At 38.4% G+C, this 22,734-nt stretch carries 22 protein-coding genes; 11 read left to right on the top strand and 11 right to left on the bottom strand.

The annotated features are described in order from the left end of the window. Positions 1-201: 201 nt before the first annotated feature. The gene (locus tag P4L16_04680) at positions 202-1,551 is read right to left on the bottom strand and encodes a DEAD/DEAH box helicase (protein ID MDR3624419.1); all 1,350 of its coding nucleotides are present in this window, start codon (positions 1,549-1,551) and stop codon (positions 202-204) included. A 157-nt stretch (positions 1,552-1,708) separates the two neighbouring features. On the opposite strand from P4L16_04680, the gene P4L16_04685 reads away from it, so the two are divergent. The 3 genes from P4L16_04685 to accC are packed head-to-tail and all read left to right on the top strand — an operon-like array spanning position 1,709 to position 4,179. Continuing rightward, positions 1,709-2,269, top strand: coding sequence for an elongation factor P (locus P4L16_04685; protein MDR3624420.1), 561 nt, complete (start codon positions 1,709-1,711; stop codon positions 2,267-2,269). Between the two features lie 36 nt (positions 2,270-2,305). After that, the gene (gene accB, locus P4L16_04690; GenBank protein ID MDR3624421.1) at positions 2,306-2,800 is read left to right on the top strand and encodes an acetyl-CoA carboxylase biotin carboxyl carrier protein; all 495 of its coding nucleotides are present in this window, start codon (positions 2,306-2,308) and stop codon (positions 2,798-2,800) included. A gap of 8 nt (positions 2,801-2,808) precedes the next feature. Continuing rightward, on the top strand, positions 2,809-4,179 hold the full coding sequence (gene accC / locus P4L16_04695) for an acetyl-CoA carboxylase biotin carboxylase subunit (GenBank protein MDR3624422.1): 1,371 nt from the start codon (positions 2,809-2,811) through the stop codon (positions 4,177-4,179). 79 nt (positions 4,180-4,258) lie between these two features. Here the strand turns inward: accC and P4L16_04700 are convergent, their stop codons facing one another. The 3 genes from P4L16_04700 to P4L16_04710 form a co-directional block, all read right to left on the bottom strand. Further along, on the bottom strand, positions 4,259-4,543 hold the full coding sequence (locus tag P4L16_04700; protein ID MDR3624423.1) for a hypothetical protein: 285 nt from the start codon (positions 4,541-4,543) through the stop codon (positions 4,259-4,261). Further along, positions 4,536-6,125, bottom strand: a complete 1,590-nt coding sequence (gene lysS, locus P4L16_04705) for a lysine--tRNA ligase (GenBank protein MDR3624424.1) — start codon at positions 6,123-6,125, stop codon at positions 4,536-4,538. Before lysS ends, P4L16_04700 begins: the two co-directional genes overlap by 8 nt. A 92-nt stretch (positions 6,126-6,217) precedes the next feature. Then, the gene (locus tag P4L16_04710) at positions 6,218-6,604 is read right to left on the bottom strand and encodes a hypothetical protein (protein MDR3624425.1); all 387 of its coding nucleotides are present in this window, start codon (positions 6,602-6,604) and stop codon (positions 6,218-6,220) included. Positions 6,605-6,739: 135 nt separating this feature from the next. Between P4L16_04710 and P4L16_04715 the strand changes: the two genes are divergently transcribed. Further along, positions 6,740-7,906 (top strand): ATP-binding protein, encoded by a 1,167-nt coding sequence (locus tag P4L16_04715; protein ID MDR3624426.1) that lies wholly within the window; start codon positions 6,740-6,742, stop codon positions 7,904-7,906. Positions 7,907-7,978: 72 nt separating this feature from the next. On the opposite strand, the gene P4L16_04720 is transcribed toward P4L16_04715, so the two are convergent. Continuing rightward, a complete protein-coding gene (locus tag P4L16_04720; GenBank protein MDR3624427.1) occupies positions 7,979-8,857 on the bottom strand; it encodes a hypothetical protein in 879 nt (292 codons plus the stop codon). Between P4L16_04720 and P4L16_04725 the strand changes: the two genes are divergently transcribed. Beyond that, positions 8,843-9,688, top strand: a complete 846-nt coding sequence (locus P4L16_04725) for a hypothetical protein (protein MDR3624428.1) — start codon at positions 8,843-8,845, stop codon at positions 9,686-9,688. The genes P4L16_04720 and P4L16_04725 overlap by 15 nt on opposite strands. Further along, positions 9,685-11,919, top strand: coding sequence for a primosomal protein N' (priA, locus tag P4L16_04730; GenBank protein ID MDR3624429.1), 2,235 nt, complete (start codon positions 9,685-9,687; stop codon positions 11,917-11,919). Before P4L16_04725 ends, priA begins: the two co-directional genes overlap by 4 nt. Here the strand turns inward: priA and P4L16_04735 are convergent. Together P4L16_04735 and P4L16_04740 are read right to left on the bottom strand one after the other, a co-directional pair. Continuing rightward, entirely contained in the window at positions 11,916-12,614 is a 699-nt protein-coding gene (locus tag P4L16_04735; GenBank protein ID MDR3624430.1) for a hypothetical protein, read from the bottom strand. The genes priA and P4L16_04735 overlap by 4 nt on opposite strands. 90 nt (positions 12,615-12,704) lie before the next feature. Beyond that, positions 12,705-13,190, bottom strand: coding sequence for a hypothetical protein (locus P4L16_04740; protein ID MDR3624431.1), 486 nt, complete (start codon positions 13,188-13,190; stop codon positions 12,705-12,707). A 271-nt stretch (positions 13,191-13,461) separates the two neighbouring features. On the opposite strand from P4L16_04740, the gene P4L16_04745 reads away from it, so the two are divergent. Together P4L16_04745 and P4L16_04750 are read left to right on the top strand one after the other, a co-directional pair. Continuing rightward, entirely contained in the window at positions 13,462-13,974 is a 513-nt protein-coding gene (locus P4L16_04745) for a thioredoxin family protein (protein ID MDR3624432.1), read from the top strand. Between the two features lie 12 nt (positions 13,975-13,986). Then, positions 13,987-15,078, top strand: a complete 1,092-nt coding sequence (locus P4L16_04750; protein ID MDR3624433.1) for a thioredoxin family protein — start codon at positions 13,987-13,989, stop codon at positions 15,076-15,078. 129 nt (positions 15,079-15,207) lie between these two features. On the opposite strand, the gene P4L16_04755 is transcribed toward P4L16_04750, so the two are convergent. From P4L16_04755 to rpmH, 4 genes are all read right to left on the bottom strand, one after another. Next, positions 15,208-17,211, bottom strand: a complete 2,004-nt coding sequence (locus P4L16_04755; protein ID MDR3624434.1) for a UvrD-helicase domain-containing protein — start codon at positions 17,209-17,211, stop codon at positions 15,208-15,210. 68 nt (positions 17,212-17,279) lie between these two features. Next, positions 17,280-19,685, bottom strand: coding sequence for a hypothetical protein (locus P4L16_04760; GenBank protein MDR3624435.1), 2,406 nt, complete (start codon positions 19,683-19,685; stop codon positions 17,280-17,282). A gap of 156 nt (positions 19,686-19,841) precedes the next feature. Further along, positions 19,842-20,024 (bottom strand): hypothetical protein, encoded by a 183-nt coding sequence (locus tag P4L16_04765; GenBank protein ID MDR3624436.1) that lies wholly within the window; start codon positions 20,022-20,024, stop codon positions 19,842-19,844. A gap of 342 nt (positions 20,025-20,366) precedes the next feature. Continuing rightward, positions 20,367-20,504 carry a 50S ribosomal protein L34 gene (gene rpmH / locus P4L16_04770; protein MDR3624437.1) on the bottom strand — a complete coding sequence of 46 codons (138 nt, stop codon included), beginning with the start codon at positions 20,502-20,504 and terminating at the stop codon, positions 20,367-20,369. A gap of 119 nt (positions 20,505-20,623) precedes the next feature. Between rpmH and P4L16_04775 the strand changes: the two genes are divergently transcribed. The 3 genes from P4L16_04775 (at position 20,624) to rpsN (ending at position 22,331) form a co-directional block, all read left to right on the top strand. Next, the gene (locus tag P4L16_04775) at positions 20,624-21,760 is read left to right on the top strand and encodes a hypothetical protein (protein MDR3624438.1); all 1,137 of its coding nucleotides are present in this window, start codon (positions 20,624-20,626) and stop codon (positions 21,758-21,760) included. A gap of 112 nt (positions 21,761-21,872) precedes the next feature. Next, entirely contained in the window at positions 21,873-22,010 is a 138-nt protein-coding gene (gene rpmJ, locus P4L16_04780; GenBank protein ID MDR3624439.1) for a 50S ribosomal protein L36, read from the top strand. 15 nt (positions 22,011-22,025) lie between these two features. Continuing rightward, the gene (rpsN, locus tag P4L16_04785; GenBank protein ID MDR3624440.1) at positions 22,026-22,331 is read left to right on the top strand and encodes a 30S ribosomal protein S14; all 306 of its coding nucleotides are present in this window, start codon (positions 22,026-22,028) and stop codon (positions 22,329-22,331) included. Positions 22,332-22,734: the final 403 nt, after the last annotated feature.

Consider the following 22,734-nt stretch of genomic DNA (forward strand, 5'->3'; position numbering starts at 1 on the left):
ACTTCTTGCATAATTAGCTTTGCTTAGAAAAATTGAAATTTTTTGAGTAGATTTATTGATAAATTTTTCAAGCATATGTGAACATATGGTTGAAAAATTTAACGATAAAGATGTCAAAAAAGACAATTTTAACAAGCAAAGCTAATTATGCAAGAAGTCTATTAATGATTGCTTTGTTCATTTTCCAAAACAGTAAGAGTTTTATGGCACAGCCTTCTTGTATTCCTGGCGAAAGGGCTTGCGCAAAGGCTTTTTGTTGTAGGATGAGGGGCGCTGGTCATTACTGTATGAGGACTCGCCCTGGTTGCTACTGGGGGAGCGTCTTCTTTCACCAAATGATGGGGGAGAGGAGCGTTTTCTCTCTTGATTGTGAAAATGAGAGTTTCCTCTAGGACCTCTTCTAGATGGTCTTTTGTGAGGAATCTGTTTATATTCAAAATTGTCGACGAAAATGCGAGGAATCTGTAAGCGAATCTCTTTTTCGATGCTGCGAAGCATAGCCTCTTCATCTGGAGCTATAAAGCTAAATGCATCTCCTGTAGTGTCGGCTCTTGCAGTTCTTCCAATACGGTGGATATAGTCTTCTGGTGTTGAAGGGGCATCGTAATTTACAACGTGGGAGACATCCTTGACGTCAATACCTCTTGCTGCAACATCTGTTGCGACAAGAATCTGGCTCTTACCTTGCTTGAAGCGCAAAAGTGCATAAGAGCGCTGAGCTTGGCTACGATCTCCATGAATGACAGAAGTTTTGATACCAGCTTCTTCTAATGAGTCAGCTAGGCGATCTGCTCCCATTTTTGTTCTAGTGAAGACGATTGCAGAAGAGATTTCTTTTTTCTCTTCAAGAAGTTTTAAAAAGAGCTCTGTCTTTTGCTCTCTGATAACAGGATAGATAGTTTGGCGCACCTTTGAGGGAGTAGAAGATCTTGAGCCGATGCAAACAGTGATGGGGTCTTGCACCATATCTTTTGCAAGCTTCATAATCTCAGGAGGCATTGTAGCTGAGAAAATGAGATTTTGACGTTTGGCTGGTAGAAGAGATATAATCCTTTTTATATCTGGAAGAAAGCCCATATCCATCATGCGATCTGCTTCATCGAGAATAAGAGTGTCCAAAAGAGAGAGAGAAAGAGTTTGTTGTTCGATATGGTCGAGGAGTCTTCCGGGTGTTGCAAAGACAATGTCGACACCGCGTCTTAGTCCCTGGATTTGGGGTCTTAGAGGAACTCCACCAAAAAGAGCGATGCTTCTTAAAGGAATTTTTTTAGAAAGGTTTTTTAAGAAATCTGCAGATTGAAGAGCAAGTTCTCTTGTAGGGGAAACAATCAGCGCTCTAATTCCTTTTTTCTTTTCTTGAAGAAGTCTATGAAGAGTAGGCAGTAAAAATGCTGCAGTTTTTCCAGTTCCTGTCTGAGAAGAAGCAATAACATCTCTTCCGTCGATGATGTGTGGAATGATTTCTTGTTGAATTTGAGTGGGGGTTGTAAAGCCCATTTCTTCTAATGATTCTAACAATTGATGATGAAGACCTAAGTCAGTAAAACTCATAGAGTACCTTATGTAATTAAGAATTAGGGTGCCAATTCTACATAATTCTTGATAAAAATGCGAGTAGATTCGCTTGACCCTTTAAGTTTTGATTGATTTTATGCCTTATATCGCCTATGTTTTTTTTCACTGATAATAAATAGAAGGTATATTTTTCATGGCCACAAGTAATCATATCACTCCAGGCATGACGATCTCTCTAAATAACAAGTTGTATCGAGTAGAATCGAGCGTTAAGGTAACTGTTGCTAAGGGAACGCCTTTTATTAAGACAAAACTTCGAGACCTCACTAGCGACGAGGTTATTGAAAAGAATTTTAAGTTAAACCAAGCTGTAAAAGATGTTTCTCTCGTAGAAAAGAAGTTGGAGTTTCTTTATCTAGAAGGTAAAGATTATCTTTTCTTAGATATTGGTAATTTAGAGCATGTACTTGTTCCTTCCGAAGTGATAGGGGATAATCGTCAATACCTCAAAGAGGGTGTCGAGCTTAAAGCTACATTTTATGGAGATACAGTTTTTGCAGTAGAACTGCCTCAGTTCCTAGAACTTATGGTTGCAAGAACGGAAGGAAAAGAACATGTGTCTCATGTGAGTGGTAATCAAGTTAAGCCTGCAATTCTTGAAACAGGAGCTCGCATTGATGTGCCGCTTTTTATTGAGTCGGGCGATATTATAAAAGTGGATACTAAGGACGGGGAATATATTCAGCGCGTATAAGCTGATCTGGGTAAAATTTTAATATAAGGTTACAACGTGGAACTGAAACAAATTAAAGAGCTCATGGGTGCGATGGTGCGCTCTGGAATTACAAAAGTTGTTTTAAAAAAAGAGGGAGAGTTTGAGCTGCAAATTGAGCGGCAGTCCAATGAATTTGTGGACAGAGAACAGGCTCATTCGTTTTTGAGATCAGAATATGGCTCAGAGCATCCACATGCGTTGCCCTCCGTAAGAACAGCAGAGCCTTTGTTTACACATAATGTTGCTACAGTATCTACAACGCCAGCTGAAGAAGCAGGTAGGTTTATTACATCTCCAATGGTAGGAACGTTTTATAGTTCGCCATCACCTGATGATCCGCCTTTTGTAAGGGTAGGAGATAAAGTGGATGCAAATACCGTTGTATGCATTGTTGAAGCCATGAAAGTGATGAATGAAGTAAAAGCAGGGATATCTGGAACTGTTACTGAAGTGTTACTTGCAAGTGGCAGCCCTGTTGAGTTTGGTACTAAAATATTTCGTGTTGTGTAGTTTAAGTTATGAAGAAAGTACTAGTTGCTAATCGCGGTGAAATTGCCGTTAGAATTATTCGTGCATGTCATGATCTTGGTCTGCAAACAGTTGCTGTATATAGTCAAGCAGATCACGAAGCACTTCATGTGTTGCATGCAGACGAGGCGATTTGCATTGGAGAGGCGCCTTCCTCTAAATCTTATTTAAAGACAGCAAATATCCTGTCAGCCTGTGAAATTACAGGTGCGGATGCGATTCATCCAGGCTACGGTTTTTTAAGTGAGAGTGCAAGCTTTGCATCCATTTGTGAGAGCTGTGGTTTAAATTTTATTGGACCTGCACCTGCATCGATTGCTCTTCTTGGTGACAAGGCTCAAGCAAAGGCTACAGCAAAAAATGCTAAGTGTCCAGTGATTCCAGGTTCTGATGGCATTGTCAGCACACAACAAGATGCTCTTATAGAGGTCAAAAAACTTGGCTTTCCCATTTTTATTAAAGCAGTTGCAGGTGGCGGTGGTAAAGGGATTCGTATTGCCTATAGCGAAGAGGAATTTGTAAAGCAGTTTGCAGCTGCTCGTGCAGAGGCAGCAGCAGCTTTTGGTAATCCAGAAGTGTATTTAGAAAAGATGATTTTCAATCCAAGGCATATTGAAGTTCAAATTATCGGTGATAAGCATGGTAATTACGTTCATCTTGGAGAGCGTGATTGTACTATTCAGAGAAGAAGGCAAAAGCTTATTGAAGAGGCTCCAAGCCCCATTCTTACACCTAAACTTAGAGAGAAGATAGGAAATGCTGCTGTAAGTATTGCAAAAGCTGCAAAATACTTTTCTGTTGGGACTGTTGAGTTTCTTTTAGATAAAGATATGAATTTTTATTTTATGGAAGTAAATACGCGCATTCAGGTGGAACATACCGTTACAGAAGAGCTTACAGGTGTTGACCTTGTAAGAGAACAACTTCTTATTGCCATGGGAGAAGAGCTTAAGTTAAAGCAAAAGAATGTGCAATTTAATGGGCACGTAATACAGTGCCGTATCAACGCAGAAAATCCTGTTAATAACTTTGCTCCAAGTCCAGGAAGGCTTGAATATTATCTGCCACCTGGTGGGCCTCATGTTCGAGTAGATAGTGCTTGCTATTCAGGCTATTCTATTCCCCCCAACTATGACTCTATGATAGCCAAGCTAATTGTAAAAGGAAATACTCGAGAAGAGGCGATTGCAAGAGCAAAAAGAGCTCTTCGAGAGTTTCATATAGGTGGCGTGCATACAACTATTCCTTTTCATCAATACATGTTTGAAGATTTAGGCTTTTTATCCAATGATTATGACTTAAAGTATATCGATACATTAATCGAGAAAGGTTGCGACTTTACTCTAGGGCCTACTTCTTAACGCAAGTTCGTTCGTAAAATTTAAAGCTGTTTTTTCTTGGCTATATACACAAACAATTCTTGAACTTGTTTGTGTATAATTATTGGCCTCCAAAGAGGCGCTTTTCGATATCAGAGGGTTTGATGTAGGTGGAGGCTCCCTTTTCTTGCCTAGATTCAAAATCTTCGCAGAAATTGGCTTGTTCTCTGTCGACAATAGAGTCGGTTCCAGGAATGTTACAATCATTGGGTTTCCCAGGAGCATAATGCTTACACTGTTTACAAGTATGCAAAGAGGCTCCGCAAGCTTCACAAATACTTCTGAATGTGATTTTTCCAAGAAAATCAACGTTGCTTGAACATTTCCAGCAATACATATCACTCATGTGTGGCAGGTTTCATGATAGGAAAATAGAGCACATCTCTGATAGAAATGGCTCCAGTAAAGAGCATAACCAAACGATCGATACCAATACCTACACCTGCAGTAGGAGGCATACCTTGACAGATCGCTTCGATGAATTCTTCATCGATAGGGTTTGCTTCTTCGTCACCAGCTTCTTTTTTCAACGCTTGTAATACGAGTAGCTCTCTTTGTAATTCTGGATCGTTGAGTTCTGTATAAGCATTACAAATTTCATTTGTTAAAATAAAGCTTTCAAAACGCTCTACAATACGCTCTTCTCTTTCTTTGGGGTTTCTGTGTAATTTACAAAGAGGTGTGGTCTCAATAGGGTGGTCGATAATGTGGTGCGGTTGAATTAAGTGCTCTTCTACTTTTTCAGCAAACAGTAGTGAAATGAGCGTTCCACGTGGAGCATCTTTTAATTTTTTAGGGTCAATAGTGCCTTCGTTTTTTAATAAAGTAAGAAGCTCTTCTGTTGATAGTTTGTCGACATCTATTTTTGCATAATGAAGAATAGCCTCTTTCATGCTTAGACGTTTCCAAGGAGCTTTGACGTTTAATAAAATGGACTCTCCTGTTGCTGGGTGGGGGTAGGAGAATTCGGTTGTTCCAAAAAGGTATAGGGCAATCCTTTCAAAAAGCGTCTCAACAAAGACCATCATGTCATTGTAGTCCCAGTAGGCAGCGTAAGCTTCCACCATGGTAAATTCTGGATTGTGCGTTTTATCAAGGCCTTCATTGCGAAACACTTTACCAATTTCATAGACTCTTCTAGTGCCGCCTACGATGAGTTTCTTTAGGGGGATCTCTAGAGAGATACGCAAAAAGACTTGTTGGTGGTCGAGTGCGTTAATGTGAGAGATAAAGGGTTTTGCCTCGGCCCCTCCATAGATATTTTGAAGAATAGGTGTTTCTACCTCTAAGAACTCATGCTCCTCGAAATAATCTCTAATGAAACGAATAATTTGGCTGCGTTTTTTGAATGTTGCACTTACATCCCTGTGGTCAAGAAGGTCAAGCCAGCGCTTTCTATAGCGCAGTTCTTTGTCGGTAAGGCCACTATGCTTATCTGGAAGGGGTAAAAGTGATTTACACAAAAGAGTTACTTTTTTTGCATAGATAGTAAGTTCGCCCTTATGGGTGCGAAAGAGATGTCCTTCTATTCCAAGAAAGTCTCCCATATCGACTTTCTTTTCTAAGAACTTTAAGGGTGTAAGTTCACAATCTTTATTCTCACTATATCCTACAACGAGAGTATGCTCTCTATTAAACATTACTTGAATGCGTTCATTTTCATCTTGAAGCTGAGCAAATGCATTTTTCCCCATTGCACGAAATAATACAAGCCTGCCCGCAACTAGAACACAATCTGTGTTTGCTTGTTCTGCCAACTCACTATCACCTACCAAAAGATCTGCATATTTCTTTAAAAGAGCATCTACCGTAGTTTGAGGTAGAAATTTTGCAGGGTAGGGGTCGATGCCAATACCTCGAATTTCTGCAAGCTTCTTGCTACGATTAATGAATTCTTCGTGAGAGTGATATTCTGGAGGCTCAATCATTTTTTATTCTCGCTTCATAAATTGACAGGCAATTTTTTGCTTTTAGCGAATATTTGTCCATTAAAAGATTTCCTATAAACCCAAAACTCAGGTTATAAACGAAAATCAGGTTCTTTTTTTGCACAGAGTAAAAACACTAAGACAATCGTAGTTACTGCTAGCACCATGCTCATATATCGAGCTTTTTGATAATCACTGAATAAGCAGCCAATGGTGTCGCTCATAAATCTTTGAACATTTCTCTCTTGGTTAATTATCCCGCGTAGCGCTTCATTTTGCTCAGATGGTTCCGCTTGAGGATTAAAGAGCTGTATTTCTGGAAGTCTCTGATTAATTGCTTGACCAAAGAGACCCTCTCTTCCACCTTCTAGGACTTCAATTACTCGCCCAAAAACTCCTCTAATGTTTTCTCGCAATTCTCTTCCATCTCTGTTAATGGGATGATTTTGTAGTTCTTGATTATTGTTTTGTACTCTCATAATTTTCCAACCTTAATTATTTAACGGCAGGCAGGGTAACATCATTTTGATTAATATATCGAGTAAAAGCAGAGTTGTTGTTAAAAAATATAACCTATGATAATCTGAAGTACAACTTTAGATTATCGAAAGTATATGTTTAGCAGATTTTTAACTCCTTATATTCAAGATCTTGCAACCAAGTATCCGGTTGTTACGTTGCTCGGTCCGCGCCAGGCGGGAAAAACAACCCTTGTTCGAAGAGCTTTTCCAAATAAACCTTATGTTAATATGGAAGATGCTGATAATAGGTCTCTTGCAACTTTGGATCCTAGAAGTTTTATGCAATCTTATCCAGATGGAGCTATTTTAGATGAGGTTCAAAGAGTTCCTCATCTTCTTTCATATATTCAAGTTCGCATGGATGAGGTGGATCAAAAAGGGATGTTTATTTTGACAGGTAGTCACCAGGCAGCTTTGCATAACGCTGTTTCACAATCCCTCGCGGGAAGAACTGCCCTCTTGCGGCTTCTTCCGCTAAGTTTACAAGAGATGCGTCATGCGAACATAGAAGATTCTTTAGAAGAGATTATTCTTAAAGGGGGATATCCTAGAATTTATAAAGAAAGTTTACCAATATCTAGTGCTTATAGTAGTTATTTCCAAACCTACGTTGAGCGAGATGTGCGGCAGATTTTACAAGTAAAAGATGTGATCCAATTTGAGCGCTTCATTAAGCTAATTGCAAGTCGAATCGGGCAATTGATTAATTATGCAAGTCTTGCATCGGATGTTGGAGTTTCTGCTATAACAATTAAAGAGTGGGTTTCTGTATTAGAAGCAACTTATATTCTTGTTCGTCTTGAGCCTTATTTTGAGAATTTTGGTAAAAGACTCATCAAATCTCCAAAAATCTATTTTGTGGACACAGGACTTGCATGTTATCTTCTTGGGATTGATACAAAAGAGCAGTTGGTTAAAGATTCTTTTTATGGTAATTTGTTTGAAAATTGGGTTGTTATGGAACTAATGAAGGCTTCTTACAATCAAGCAATGGATCCAAGACTTTATTTTTATCGAGATGTTTCTGGGAGGGAAGTGGATCTATTGTTACAAAAGGGTAGACACCTTGTGCCCATTGAAATTAAAAGTAGCCAAACGTTCTCATCGTCCTTTTTGGAAGGGTTAAAATACTTTCACGAGCAAACCCCTCAAAGAGCAGAGGGGGGTGCACTTATTTACGCTGGTAAACAGGCACAAAAAATAGGTCCTTTTCAGTTACTTACTGCTGAAAATTGCTCGCAATGCGTAAGTAGGGAATGAGCGTGGATAGAATGATGATAAGGGTAAATAGGATGATTGTTATGATGAAAAGCTTTAGTTGAAAGCTTGCTTTTAAGAATTTTGTAATGAAATCCACTCTTCACTACCTCCGGAATAAAGGAAATATTTTTTTAAGATATGCAATTCCTTATATGTTTGCAAGAGCTCAAATTGAAGGGGCGTTATCCCTATTTGGCATGCATTATGAATGTCTGGGTTTGTTTCTAATGTAAGACATCTTTCAGTTAAATATTTTACTCTTTTTTTAAGATAAGAGTTGTCCTTATCTACCACTGCTTGAGCTAAGAGAGGAATTGCTTGTTCTGCATTCTTTTCATGAAAGTAAAGCTCTGCACATTCTAACTGAAGCAAGCGAAGATCACTCTTAATCATATGGAAGGCAACGGCCTTAGAATCAACTACAGAGCGTTGCAAAGAAAGCTCTTGAATGAGTTTTGGGTAGGTAAGAAAAGTTTTTGCGTAACACTCTTTTGCAAGGTCTACTTCATTTTTATAGCGATGTAGATGCGCTTTTAATGTAAAAAAAGTGATCTCTTGTTGAAGGGTGCACTTTTTAATTAGAGAAGAAAGCTTTTCTAAGTCTGTTTGCAGGTGTCTGGTGTAGGTAGGAGAAGAGAGTAGAGCGCAGATTTTATCGAGAGTCTCCGCATGTAAAAGTAGGTCTTCTAGGGAAGTTGGGGAATTTAAAGAAAAAAGTAATTCTTTGGAGAGTGTAAATGCTTTTTGAGTTTCATTTTGGAATGCAAGTGTTGTGATTTGTTGTAGTGTAGCCTCATGTGTTAACTTGGAATCAGTAGGTTTATTTTGACAAGAGGTCGTAAGTAGAAAAAAAAAGATCAGAAGAAAAGAGAATTTCTTTGTCCAAGCTCTGCAAGTCAGATATAATCGCCTGAAAATTGAACAATAGAAAGTATAATGACTCGCGCTCACATTCAAAAGCTTGTAATAGAGTTTCATGAACTTGTAGGTTTGACAAGACAGTTTATTCAACAAGAGAACCCTCTGCTTTTTATTAAGGATGATGGAGTAGACTTAGATCATTCGAAATTAACAAAAAAAGTACAAGAACAAAGTATCAAATCAGAAATTTTGGAGGAAGTTGTAAAGCTAACAATTCCCCTTCCAGAAAAGGAAAGGCCTTCTCCTCCTATTCTAGAAGTAAAAAAAGTTGTTGAAGAGCCAGGAGTTTATCCCTCTTTTCTAGATCCAATGTCTTCTAAGATTGTTTTAGAGCCAATAATTTCTGCTTTAGAAGATCCTTTGAACGATATAAAAAAAGCTGTAAAATTGCAGTTTCCTAATATTTTATTTTTGGATAGTACCTTAGACGATCAAGAAGCAGTGTTGATCAAAACAGGGTGGAAAAGTGAGCCAAAAATTTCTCAAATCGTGTTTTTGTTGCATAAGGAGCAGGATAAGCAAGCATCTTTTTTGTTAAATATTGCAAAAGCGATTTCTTATTATGAGGCATCGGTAAGTGCACTAGTTATAGAGAAAATAGAAAAAAGAGAAGGGGTAGAAAAATTTTTGCAATCACCAATTCTTAAACTTATTGTTGCAAGTAGTAATTTAATTTATTCTTATCCTAGCATCATGAAGCATTATAAAGAGTCTAATAAGGTGGGAGAGCACTTTCTTGGCAATATTCCTTTAATTCTTCTTACAGAGCTTACATCTTGTTTTAAAGACTCAAGCCTCAAGATGGCTCTTTGGAAGAAGTTGACTTTACAGCTTAAGAACTTAGGCTTTGGAAGAGAATGAGTTTTACAAAATTTGCCTCCGTTATTTTAGAGCTGTCTATCAATAAAATTCTTGATTACGGGGTGAGTGAAGAGCAGGCTCTAGTCCTTAAAAAAGGAATGTCTGTCGAAGTGCCCGTAAAGGGCAAGTTAAGAAGAGGTTTTGTCTTTGCTGTTAGGAGTGAAACTCAGATTGCAAAAGTCTTGCCGATTGCAGCCATTTTGTCCGAACAAGCATTGATTAGTGAAGAGCTTTTTGATTTGGCTCTTTGGATGGCTAAATATTACCATGCACCTCTTTCCAAGGTTATAAAATGTTTGCTTCCAGCAAGCATTCGTGAGCAAATTGAGCCTAAAGAGCAGCTTTTTATTACAAGGGTTCTTTCAAAGGAGGAGCTTCGTTCTTCTTGCGAAAAGCTGCGCAGTAAAAATCCTGCACAGAGTGCTATTTTAGATGTGATGTTAAATATTTCAAAAGGGATCTTGTTGACAGATCTTTTGGAGAAGACAGGGCTTTCAAGGGGGCCTGTAGATACGTTGCAAAAAAAGGGGATGATAAAAGTTGAGAGTATAAAAGCAGGCACCCCTCTGTGGATTGAAGAAGAGTATTTTAAGACGAAGCCAAAAAAATTAAATGCAGAACAAGTAAGTGCTTTAGAGCCGATCTTAAAGTCGATTCAAAATCATCTGTTTGAAACACACCTTCTTCATGGCGTAACTGGAAGTGGTAAAACAGAAGTTTATTTACAAGCAATTAGTATGGCATTAGAGCAGGATAAAGGTGTAATCATGCTCATACCAGAAATTTCTCTTACAGCCCAAACTGTTGAGCGCTTTCGAGGGCGCTTTCAGAGTAAAATAGCCATTTTACATCACCGCCTAAGTCAAGGTGAGCGCTTTTGTGAGTGGCATAAAATCAAAAGAGGAGACGCTAAAATTGTAATTGGGGCAAGATCTGCTATTTTTTGTCCTGTACATAATTTAGGTTTGATTATCGTTGATGAAGAGCATGAGCATACATATAAGCAAACAGATGAACTGCCTTGTTATCATGCAAGGGATGTAGCTGTAATGCGAGGATATTTGCAAAAGGCTACAGTGCTTCTTGGAAGTGCAACGCCTAGTTTGGAGAGCTATTATAATGTAGAAAAAAAGAAATATTTGCTTAGCAATCTTTCTAAAAGGGCTGAAACAGCTTCTATGCCAAAAGTGCAAATTGTAGATATGAGACGTGAGTATGAGAAAAGAGGTGGGTTTACACTTTTTTCAGAAGCCCTTTTGAGCGGAATTAAAGAAAGACAAGAGATAGGAGAGCAGACGATACTTTTTTTAAATAGAAGAGGTTACCATACAACACAACTTTGCACGGGATGTGGGCATACGGTGCAGTGTCCACATTGTGATTTGAACCTAACATTTCATTTAGGTGACAATGCTATTTCTTGTCATCTTTGTGGTTTTACACTCTCGCCCCCACCAAAAAAATGTGAAAAATGTGGAAGTTTAGACACTTTAAATTATAGAGGTGTTGGTACAGAACAGGTAGAAAGGGCTTTACATGCGGTTTTTCCAGAAATTCGTACGCTAAGAATAGATGCAGACACGACTAGGCACAAAGGCAGTCATGAAAAACTTCTTCGTGAATTTAGAACGGGAAAAGCAGATGTTCTTATTGGAACTCAAATGATAGCCAAAGGCTTACACTTTCCAACGGTGACACTTGTAGGCGTGATTAATTCTGATTCTAGCTTAAATATTCCAGATTTTAGAGCTTCTGAAAATGTTTTTCAGTTGATTACTCAAGTGTCAGGAAGGTCTGGGAGGGGATTTGTTGCAGGGCAAGTTGTCATTCAAAGCTTGTTGAAGGAAAATCCTACTATTCAGTTTGCAGCTTTGCAAGATTATCTTGGATTTTATAAAGAAGAAATAGAGGTGCGCAAATTATTTGGATATCCTCCCTTTACTCATATGGTTAAAGTAGTATTTACAGGAAGTAAAATGCAAAAAGTTTTGAATTGTGCTAATTTATTCCATCATCACCTTCAACAAAAACTATCTTCCCCATTTTTTTTAAATCCAGTTATTCCTGCAGGATATGCAAAAGTAAAGGATAAGTTTCGTTTTCAATTTATTGTAAGAGGGCCTAGCATTTATTCGATGAATGAAGAGATTCATGCTGTACGTGAAGAGGTTCATGTGCCCTCGGACGTATCATTTTTTGTGGATGTTGATCCGCTCTCTACGTTTTTTTAACCTGCAAGAAGTCTAATAGAGGGGATTAAATGGTGAAAGCCTTTTTCCGAATATCTTTTTTCAAGAAAAGCCTTCATCTTTTGTAGTCCTTCTGGATAGATTTTGAGCAACAAATCATTTGTAGTTGATGGAAACAAAAGAAGGTCTAATTCTTTGCGCTGGCGCATGAGAAAGAACAAAAGATTCTCATTTTGATTGTAGTGAGGCAAAATGGAAATAAGATGAGACAGAGCAAGTAAAAGAGAGTTTAAGAGCGTTTCTAGATGAATACAAAGCTTTGTATTATCTTTTTCTATTAATGATTTTTTAGAGGAGATAACAATAAGTTCCTTGGCCATGAGGCCTTCGTGAAATCCATTTTGGATGGATGCACAAAAAGACTCAATCTCTTGCATGTGTTTTTGAAAGTGTTCTGAAAAAATATGACCATAGTTTCGGAGTTTAATAAGAGATCCCTCTTGGTGAAGGATAGAGCAATTGGGCATGTTAAATGCAAGGTTTCCTAAAAGTTGCACAAGGCAGTTTTGCAATGCTAAGCACTCTTTATTAGGTAAGTTAGCAATATCTTTGAAATGTTCTTTTAAAGTTAGTGCGGACTGATGACTTACAAAAAGTTCGTTAAAAATAAACTGAACAAGTAGGGCGTCATTTTGATGTAAGTGATAAGGATGCAACCGGTTTGGATTTATTTGCATATGCTCCTCTCGTATACATCCTTTCGTATACATCCTTCTTGGTTTAATGCACTCATAATTATACAAGTCTCTTAAGCTACTGGGGCGAGGTTAGCACATTTGCTCTGTAAAATTAAAGAAAAAAGAATGGTTTAGTTCAAAAAACGATTTTGCCCAGTAATAGTTCTCTAAAAGACCTTGCGTATCCCTTTTCAAAATTGTATAAGCTGCAAAAATGGCTTCTATAGAAGCAAGACCCGTTTCTGGATTGGGACAATCTGTTTGTTTTCTTGGATAAGCGGTGCGCAGTTCAGGGGGCAAGCTTCTACAGAGAAATTTTGTATCGAGATCAAGTTGTGTGTTCATTTGAGCTGCATAGCGCCATGTTGCATCGATGAGGCATAAGCCAAATGAACTCTCTTTTTCTGTAAGAATAGGGGCATTAAGGGTTAGTATAATGTAGTGTTCTAGGTTTGGAAGGGTTTCTAGGGGGTAGGAAAAGAAAAGAAAATCAGATCTTTTCTCAAGCCCTCTTAAACTGCATTTTTTTAGGTTTTCACGCTTGTGGCGAAAAATAATTGTAGGAAGCTCTAGCATAGTAGTTTAAGACCTTATTTTCTAATAAAAAAATGGGGAATGATGAAATGTTATAGCAAAAAATACCAATCCAGCCTATCTTTATAATCTCTTTACGAAAAACGTGAGTTTTATGAAAAATTTTAACTAGTTGTAACTAAGCTGGTTGATGATCATATAATGATATATTAAGTTTTTTAAAGGAAGATAATGATTGTCTTTTTATTGGTTTAATGGCTCTAATAGGCTTTGTATCTATATAAGATTAATTTCACCTTATGTACGAGGTTTTATGAAAGCATTAACTAAATTTATTCTGGGTTGCAGTGCATTATTTTTATGTGGTGGCTTGGAAAATAGTAGCTGTGGCGCTAGCGCGCTCTATGCTGCTGAAGACAAGGCGCATGCTTTACAACTTCCTTGGCAAACGGATTATACGACTGCTTTGAGCCAAGCCGAAAGTGAAAATAAGCCTTTATTTGTTCTATTTACTGGAACAGATTGGTGTAGCTGGTGTGTGCGCCTTGACAAAGAGGTTTTATTAACACCTGAATTTGTAGAAAAGGTGGAGCAGAAATTTATTTTTGTCAAAGTAGATTTTCCTATGAAACAAGCGCTTGCACCAGAAGTTGTTAAACAAAACCAAGAACTTAAAGATAAATTTTCCATTCAAGGTTTTCCAACGATTGTGTTGTTAACATCTAAAGAGCAAGTCATCGACAAGCTTGGATATTCCTCTGGTGGAGGAGCAAAGTATGCTCAAAAGCTACTTGATAGTTTAAATAAAAACGCAAAAGGTAAGTAAAAAATAGGTTGCATGATGAGGCTCAAAGATTGGTTGGCAGTACTTTTTTTAACAGTTGCAAGTTCTCATATGAGTGTTCTTGGGGCAGTTGAAGAAGAAAGCATTGATGCATTGTCTTTTACGGCTCCTTATTCGTATCCAGAATTACAGTGGAAGGATGATTTTGAAGAAGCTAAAAAGGTGTCGATAAAAGAAAATAAACCCCTTTTTATTCTTTTTGAGGGATCTGATTGGTGTGCTAATTGTCGTGAATTTAACCAAGAAATTTTGACAAAGCCCTCTTTTGTTGCAAAAATGCAGGATCATTTTGTTTTTTTAAAAGTAGATTTTCCGCTTCATTATAGACTCCCCCCAGAAAAATGTTGTTCAAATCAAGCTTTAAAGAAGCAGTTTCAAGTAGAGGGATTTCCTACGGTTGTTATTTTATTGCCAACGGGTGGGTCAATGAGGTTTGCAGGAAACTTTCCAAAGGGTGCTGATGAATCTGCTGCTATGTTTTTAAAAGAATCGGGTAAAGCTATACATTTGGATGAGGTAATGACACATCTTGATAGTTCAGAGCTTTCTGCATCTGACTTGGAAATGTTGTATGCCCAGGCAAAACAGTTAGATAGAGCAGATTATGTGGCTGTGTTACTTCATGCGGGTATTCAAGCCCCTGAAAATGCTTTTTTTTTAAGAGAGCAGTATCGAGATCTGATAGCAAAGGGCGAAATGAATTCTACAGAGGCAGAAAAAGTAAGAGATGCGCTCATTACTAAAGATCCTGACAACTCAAAAGGTCATCATCTATTTCTAGCTGTTTTAGAGTTTCAATCTCTTGCCAAGATAAATGCTCATAAAAGAGAGATAAATACTGTGAGCTCTCCACTGCACTCCTATCTTGAAGGCGTTGGAAATCAGGATGATGAAAATAAATGGAAAGTTCAGCTGATGCTGGCACATTTTTTTTGTACCATGGGTGACTCTCAAAAGGCTGTGGAGTATGCGCAATCAGCCCTTGCAAAGGCTCCTGAGCATATAAGACCAGAGATTGAAACCTCCATTCAGAAAATGTCTGGCACAGCAAACGCAGCGCACATCACGGTACATAACACACCTTGAACACCTATGACGGATGCTATAGGCTTTTATAATACAGGATTTAGTCTACAAATTACTCAGGGCGTATGCCCTGAAATATAAAAGCCTAGGGCGCATGTAAAGAGATGATTTACAGGCTGAAGGCCCGCATTATAATGTATTCCAAAGAGTTGGTAAAAGCAACTCTTTGGGAATCTCAGACAAGAATCGAGAGGGTATTGTGGGCATATCTTTTCCCATCTGACTTCGATTTCTGGCCATGCTACAGGTTAAATAGTGCTTGGCTCTTGTTATGGCAACATACATGAGCCTTCTCTCCTCTTCTATCCCTGTTTCTCGCAAACTTTTTTCATGAGGAATAATGTTGTCTTCGATGGCTACAAGAAAACAAGCTTCAAATTCCAGCCCCTTAGCACTATGAAAGGTCATGAGAGCAACACAATCTTCTTTTAAACTTTTTTGTTTTTGAAAAGACTTTTCTTGTCCAAGTGGGGTGCTTGTAACAAAGTCATGCAATGAAATTTCCTGGTCTCTACCCATTTCCTTCATTTCACTTTCGTAGCTAGCAAGAGAGTTGACAAAAGCCTCTACATTATCTAACTTAAACTGCCTCATTGTATCGCTTTTTACATCTTCGTAAATGGATTTTTTAAAGTCGATTGTTTCAATAAGCCAGCGCATGGCCTCCGATAAGGGCTTGCTTTGAAATTCTTTTCTTGCCAGGTAAATAAGTTGGATAAAAGCTTTAATGGACTCTTTCGCCTTTTCTGGAACCACCTTTTCTAGCTCGAGAGTTGTGCCAAGATTTTCAAGGGTATTCCACAAAGAAATATGGCAAGATCGATTGAATTGAGTAAGTTTTTCCAGAGAGTCTGCGCCAATGCCGCGCCTTGGCAGATTAATAATTCTTAAAAGGGCCTCTTGGTCCATAGGGTTTAGCAGTACTCTTAAGTAAGCAATCAAGTCTTTGACCTCTTTTCTCTCATAATATTCTTCACCTCCAAAGACCTGGTAGGGAACTCCTCTTATCCATTTGTCTCCATCTTTCCAGGTATGTTTTAATAAAGCTTGTTCAAATGCCCGTGCAAGCGCGTTTGATCGATAAAGGATTGCAATATCTTTCCACTTCAATCCCTTTTCTAACTTTAATTTTACAAGCCTACAAACAACACTTTCTGCCTCTTGTATATCTGTTGGAGCATGAAATACTTCGATTAAACGATCGCTCTCTTTAGAACTCCATAATTCTTTGCTGTGTCGTTCTTTATTATTGCGAATGAGGGCGTTTGCAGCTTTTAAGATGACATTAGTAGATCTGTAGTTTTGCTCTAATTTGATGAGCTTTGTGTGATCAAATTCTAAAATATGTTTAATTTCAGCGCCGCGCCATCCATAGATAGATTGATCATCATCACCCACAACACAGAGGTTTTGATGCTTTTGTGAAAGTAGAGATGTGATTTGGTACTGTATTTTATTGGTATCTTGATATTCGTCGATTAAAATGTGTGAAAAGCGCTCTTGATAGCGGTGTAATATACTTGGGTGCTCTTTAAAAAGCCTTAGAGTTAAAGAGAGTAAGTCGTCAAAATCGACGGCATTGTAAGATCTCATGCTACTTTTAAAATCCTTATAGAGCTCTTTAAAAAAGCTATCATGCCATGTGGTGCCACAAGAGATTTCTTCTGGTTCTAAACCATTGTTTCTTGCTTGGTGAATGGCCAGAAGGGTAGGTGCAAGTGATGGCAAATCGCTATTATGTTCTAAAAGTTCTCTTGCAATTTGTTTGACGAGTCTTTGCACATCATATTCGTCATATAGGCTAAAGTGCTTTGTGTAGCCAATTGCTTCAATCTCTTTTCTGAGTATGTTCATGCAAAAGCTATGAAAAGTGCAAAGTGTAATTTCTTTTGCAGCCCTATCGCCAAGAAGATGACCTACTCGCTCTCGCATCTCTGCTGCAGCCTTGTTTGTAAAGGTGAGTCCTAATATGGAACTTGGTGAAACATTGCAATTTCGAATCAAGTGCGCAATGCGTACAGTTAACACGCGCGTCTTGCCACTGCCCGCACCTGCAAGTACGAGCACCTTGCCATCTGTTGTAAAGACAGCTCTTTGTTGCTCACTATTAAGCTTGTTTAATTCTGCATCCATAGAAGATTAGAATACAACATTGTGTTTACGCACACAATAGACATTATGTCTAATAACCATTGTTACTTTTAGATGTTTAGTGAACCTGCAACCATTGAAGCTAATCTGTCTTTTAAGCTATTTGCATCGAATACAAGATTTTTAAGAGTTGTGTCCGTTTTATTATCTGAAAGGATGGTTTGACGAGAGTCGCTCAAGTCGGTAACTCGTATACCAATTGTACGATCAGCGTTCTTTCCATGCTCGATTGCTGTTTGCAGCGAGCCTGTTGCCATGTTTTGTGTAGGTACAATAATTACAATATCGTTGTCGCTAAGATTTTTGCCTTTTCTAGTTGAATAAGAAGCGTTAGCATTGTCTCTGTCACCTCGTATAGTTGATCCCCAAAAAAAGAGGTCTAGCTGAAGAGGTGTTCTTCTTCCCTTGAATCTAGCAAAGTCTTGTGGAGATAATAGCTTCTCTATATTTAGTTTAAATTTACAATAAGGATCGTTGATTAGAGGATTTGCTTTTCCTATAAATGGTTCCATAGCTTTTAGAATAGCTGGTAATTCAGTACTGTTTATATATACCCAACAGTCATTATTAGGGTCGTTTAAGGAGGCATCTGAAATAGCAGATGCACTTGCTGTGGAAGTTGTTGCCGCGGAGGCTCTAGCAGTAGAAGTGGATGCTGTAGATTGTCTATGCCTTTCGATATTATCAACTACCTTGTTTATTGTTATACATAGAGCATCAATTGTTGCTGAGTCAGTGGCGAGATTTAGTTGATTTTTTAAATTTGTTAATTCATCAAAGTCTGTTCCAGCAAAAGGAAGCCATCCGTTACAACTATTTATAAAGTTAGTCTTTTTCTGTAAAGAAGCACTAGGTGAAGTTGTTGATGTTGTAGTATGTGCAGATGGTGCTGGGGCTCTTACAACAGTAGCAGGTGAAGTTATTGTTGATGTAGTGCTTGTATATTTACTAGCATCCGCAGGATTGAAAAGTGGAAGGTGGGTAATTGTGGAAGCTGTTACCGGAGCAAAAGTTCCACTACGCTGGTTTGCATGTTCTGCTGCATTAAGTTCTTTTGGCATATCTTCTGCTATTATAGTTATTATATCTTCTAATAATCTGGTTTGTCTCTGGCCTTCGGGTGTAAGCTGTTCTTTCCATAGATCGCTAGATACAGGAGGAAGTTCTATCATGTCCTGAGCGTAACTTGCTAATTGTATGATGTTGTCTTGAATGAGTTTTGTTATGTCGCTATGAGAAGATGTTTTTTTACTTAAAGTTTTATATTGAGTGCAAATTTCATGGAATAAGTTTTTTCTAATCCCAAAAAAGCGATTAGAGTTGTTTTTAGGTAGGTATTTTTGATAGTTATCGGATAAAAAGGGTGTAAGAGTTACTAGCGCTTCTTGATATTTTGCATCTCTTGTTGAATCCTTTTCTCTAAGGCCAGCTGACTTTTCAGCATTTATAGCGTCTACAGCGCTATTAAAGACGTTGATTGGGTCATTAATTCTGTTGACTAAACCCTCTACATCTTGAGTAGAGGCATCTTCTAAGCTTAGTCTTAATTGCGTCAAGTTCTCTTGTGCAGTTCTTGCAGCTGCAGCAAGGCTCTTATCTTCTCCTTCAGCAAATCTTGTCAATGTGCTAACAAAATTATTTTGTGCAATCCAATTTAGACAACCAGTTTTTAGTGCTGTTATTTTCGCTTCTTCTTGCTTTTGAGCCGCTTGGATTTTTTGCTGATTTGCCTGAAATTGTTGTTCCTTTTGCAATTGCTTTTGTTCAAGAGTATCAATGTCTGTTGCATGTATTTCTGGATTAAATGCTGGTGCTTCTGGTCGAGGAGGTGTACATATTACGCTGGACGCAACAGATGTGCTTGTAGGGGTTATGGAGCTAGAATCATCTGGAAGTCTAGGTGGTGGTGATGCTAGGAGGCGTGCAGGTATGGTGAGAGATGTTGGTAATGACGGTTGCTGGAAGGGTGGGTTTGGACTATAAGAATAGGCATGTTGTGCTGCGTAAGGGTTTGCGGGTTTTGGAGGTGGCAGATTGGGCTTTGGGGGAGGAGGAAATCGTTGTGCCATAGGAGCTGGAGCTGGAACCGCGCTTGGAGGAGGAGGCGATAGCTGCATTGTGGGAGCAGGATTTGCAGGAGGAAGAGATGGTTGTGCTGGAATTGAAGCAGCGGCCGCAGGTTTTGGAGGGGAAGGTTGTGGTACAGGTCTTAAGGGTAGTGGTACTATAGGTCCTGGAGGGGGTGAGTCTGGAAGGTGTTGACTTACGCGGTTATCAAGGGGTGGAGAAGGCGGAAGATTTGCAGAAGTTCTTAAGCTAGGAAAAATTGCATAAAATAATTCTGAAACTTTATGTACAAGCCCATTCCAGAGAGCACGTAGAGTAGCTAACAAGCCCGTACGTGGAGGTTCGGGAGAGTAAGAAGGAGAAGGCGGTAAGTTGGAAGGTATTGACATAGATAATCCTAAAACGCGGGCATGTTAACTTAAACTTTTATATTACTTAACTCTAGCATACAATAATATTTTCATGCATGGCAAGATTGTAGCGGAATAACATTAAGTTTAAATAAAGATATTTAGAGGGCAATATTTAAAAAGTTGCCGATGTGTTTACGCGTGGTCGACTGAATTGGCTTTCCAATAAATGATTAGGCCTGTGAGGCCAATAATTACGAGAGGCGCTCCTATAAAAAGAAGATAGGGATTCCAAGGGGTTCCAAGAGCAAACCTAGAGAATAGAGAGATTGCAAGGCCAGACCATGCGATAACTTTAAATAGAGTCTTCTTTTGCATTAGGGCATTCCAAAGGCTTGATGAAGGTTTTTAAATCTTGGATAATTTGCTCTGTGCTGGCAAACTTTGCTTTTTCCCTTGGCTTTAATACAATTTCCAGGCCATGTGGCATATCATTGTGGCATAAGCGAAAGGCTTCTCTTGCAATGCGTTTAAATCGGTTGCGCTCATGGGCCTTTCCATAACGCTTAGATGCCGTAATGCCAAGTCTTGGTTTCGATAAGGTATTTGTGTGTTTAACTTCTATAATAAGATTAGAACTGAAATGACAAATACCTTTTTCGCGTACAAGCTTGTATTCATAACGCTTACGAAGCCGTAGTGTTTTTGGAAAGGAATAGCTTATGCTGTCGTTAATTGGTAGCGTCCTTGCCTACGACGACGGTTGATTACTTTTCTTCCGCCTTTTGTTGACATGCGCTTTAAAAAGCCATTTACAGACTTTCTACGACGTTTACTTGGTTGGTAGGTACGTTTCATGAGAGCATCTCCACATCATATAATTTCAAGATGACGAGAATGGTAGCGACTCATCTCTTATTTGTAAAGATTAATTCATGTGTTGATGTATACTGTTATAAAAAACTTAAGGGTTAATAATGAGTGTTACTGTTCAAACTAATCGATTCAGGGATTTTTTAGAAGGAAAAGATGCTTTTTATAGCCAGTCAGATTACAAGGAAGCTACGCAAAAAACGTTGAGGCAAAGTGATGCTTTACCGGCAATTTACGATGCCAGCACGGAAAGTAAGGCTCATAGGATTATAAAAGAGATTTTATCTTATATTGTGTTCCCTATAGCTTTTTATCGTTTATTGCAGGCGCTTATTGGTAAATTGGGGTTGTTACCCTCGTCAAGCCCAGATCTTTTTTGGTACGGCGCTAATTATGCTGATTTGCAAAGACGCACAATTTGTTTAACAAAAGAGTGGAAATATAAGAGGTTTTCCATAGAAGTGGATGGTTATACAATAGATGCAACAATCATGGGCAAGCCAAGTACATTGAATAATAAAAGATGGGTGCTTGTAACAGGTGGCAACGGAGAATTTTGTGAAGATAAATTGCAAAACAATCATTTCAAATATATTTTAAGCAGTCTGCAGGGTAATGCTTTAGTGTTTAATTATCCAGGTGTTGGATCAAGTACGGGTCTACCTAGCAAAAACGCCATGGTTAAAGCTTATAATGCTATGTTGCAATTCTTGGAAGATAAAGAACATGGTATTGGTGCAGAGCAAATTATTGGATATGGGTATTCGATAGGAGGAGGAGTTCAGGGTGAGGCTCTGAAAGCTCATAAGTTGAAAGAGGATGTTAAATATGTTTTTATAAAAAACCGTACATTTTCTAGCTTATCAGATGAAGCTTCGGCTCTAATGGGCTCTTCGTTTTTTGGATTCTTAATAAAGTTGTTTGGCTGGGAGTTGGATTCTGTGGAATCATCAAGAAAACTGAGTGCTCATGAGATTGTTTTGCAAGCGGCTAATAAAAAAGAGTTTAATGCTCAGTGCATGCACGCGCAGATGACGGATAGATCTCATAGCATCCAAATAGTAGGAGATGGTATTATCGCAGCAAGGGCTTCTTTGGCTCAAGCATTGCTCAATGATCCTGAATGCTCAATGGCTAATAAAACGATTATTGCAAGCCCGGAAAATCATTGGAGTCCTCTTAATAGCGATTTGATTTGTTTTATTGCAAAGACTGTGCATAGCAAGCTTGGATCTGTATAGTCGTACCACGGAATTTTAGTTTTTTTGTAGAATTCTAAAGTTAAGGATTGAAAAGAAATTCGATTTGGGGTATGACTTAGCCTTGTTTTGTTTTATTATCGGGTTTTTCATCATGAAAGTACGTGCTTCTATTAAAGCAGATCCTTTGAAAGGGGATAAAATTGTGCGCCGTCAAGGCCGTGTTTATGTAATAAACAAAAAAGATCCAAACCGTAAGCAGAGACAGAAAGGTCCTGCTCGCAAAAAATAGTGTAGGAAAAAGTTTATGGCAAAAAAGTCATCAGTGGCTAAGCAAAAAAAACGAGAAAGACTTGTTAAGCTAAATTGGGAAAAAAGAGACAATCTAAAGAAGATTGCAGCCAACATGAATCTTAGTGAAGAAGAGCGTTTTAATGCACGTCTTTCCTTAGATAAAATGTCTCCCAATACATCGCCTGTACGTCTTAGAAATCGTTGCCAATTGACAGGTCGTGCAAGAGGCTTCTTGAGGAAGTTTAAAGTTTCTCGTCTTTGCTTCCGTGAGCTTGCATTAATGGGGTTAATTCCAGGAATGACCAAAGCAAGCTGGTAGGCTAATTATTTACTCATGTTACGCATGAGTCACTTTAGAAAGTTATACATAAGCCAATTCTTGAACTTGTTTGTGTATAAATAATAACAGGGTAGGCAGGATTAGCCGAAATGGCTGACAGGGTAGCCTTTGACTAAAAAAGCAATGTTTCTTGAAAAATGCTTTCTTGCCTTATCCTGTCGGCCGTTTAGGCCGATCCTGTTTATCATGTTATTATTAATTATTTTATAAAGTTTTTGCGTAACATAACTTAGTTTAGCGTCAGCTCGATTTTCAACTATCTGTTAATCAATAACTTGAATAGTTAAAACACGGAGACGCGGAGACACGGAGACTTATAATTTATCATTTATGATGCGTTCTACACCGTTTTTTACTTGTTTATTGCCAAAATTAATGAGTA

Source organism: Chlamydiales bacterium (assembly GCA_031292375.1).
GTDB lineage: Bacteria > Chlamydiota > Chlamydiia > Chlamydiales > VFKH01 > JARLHF01.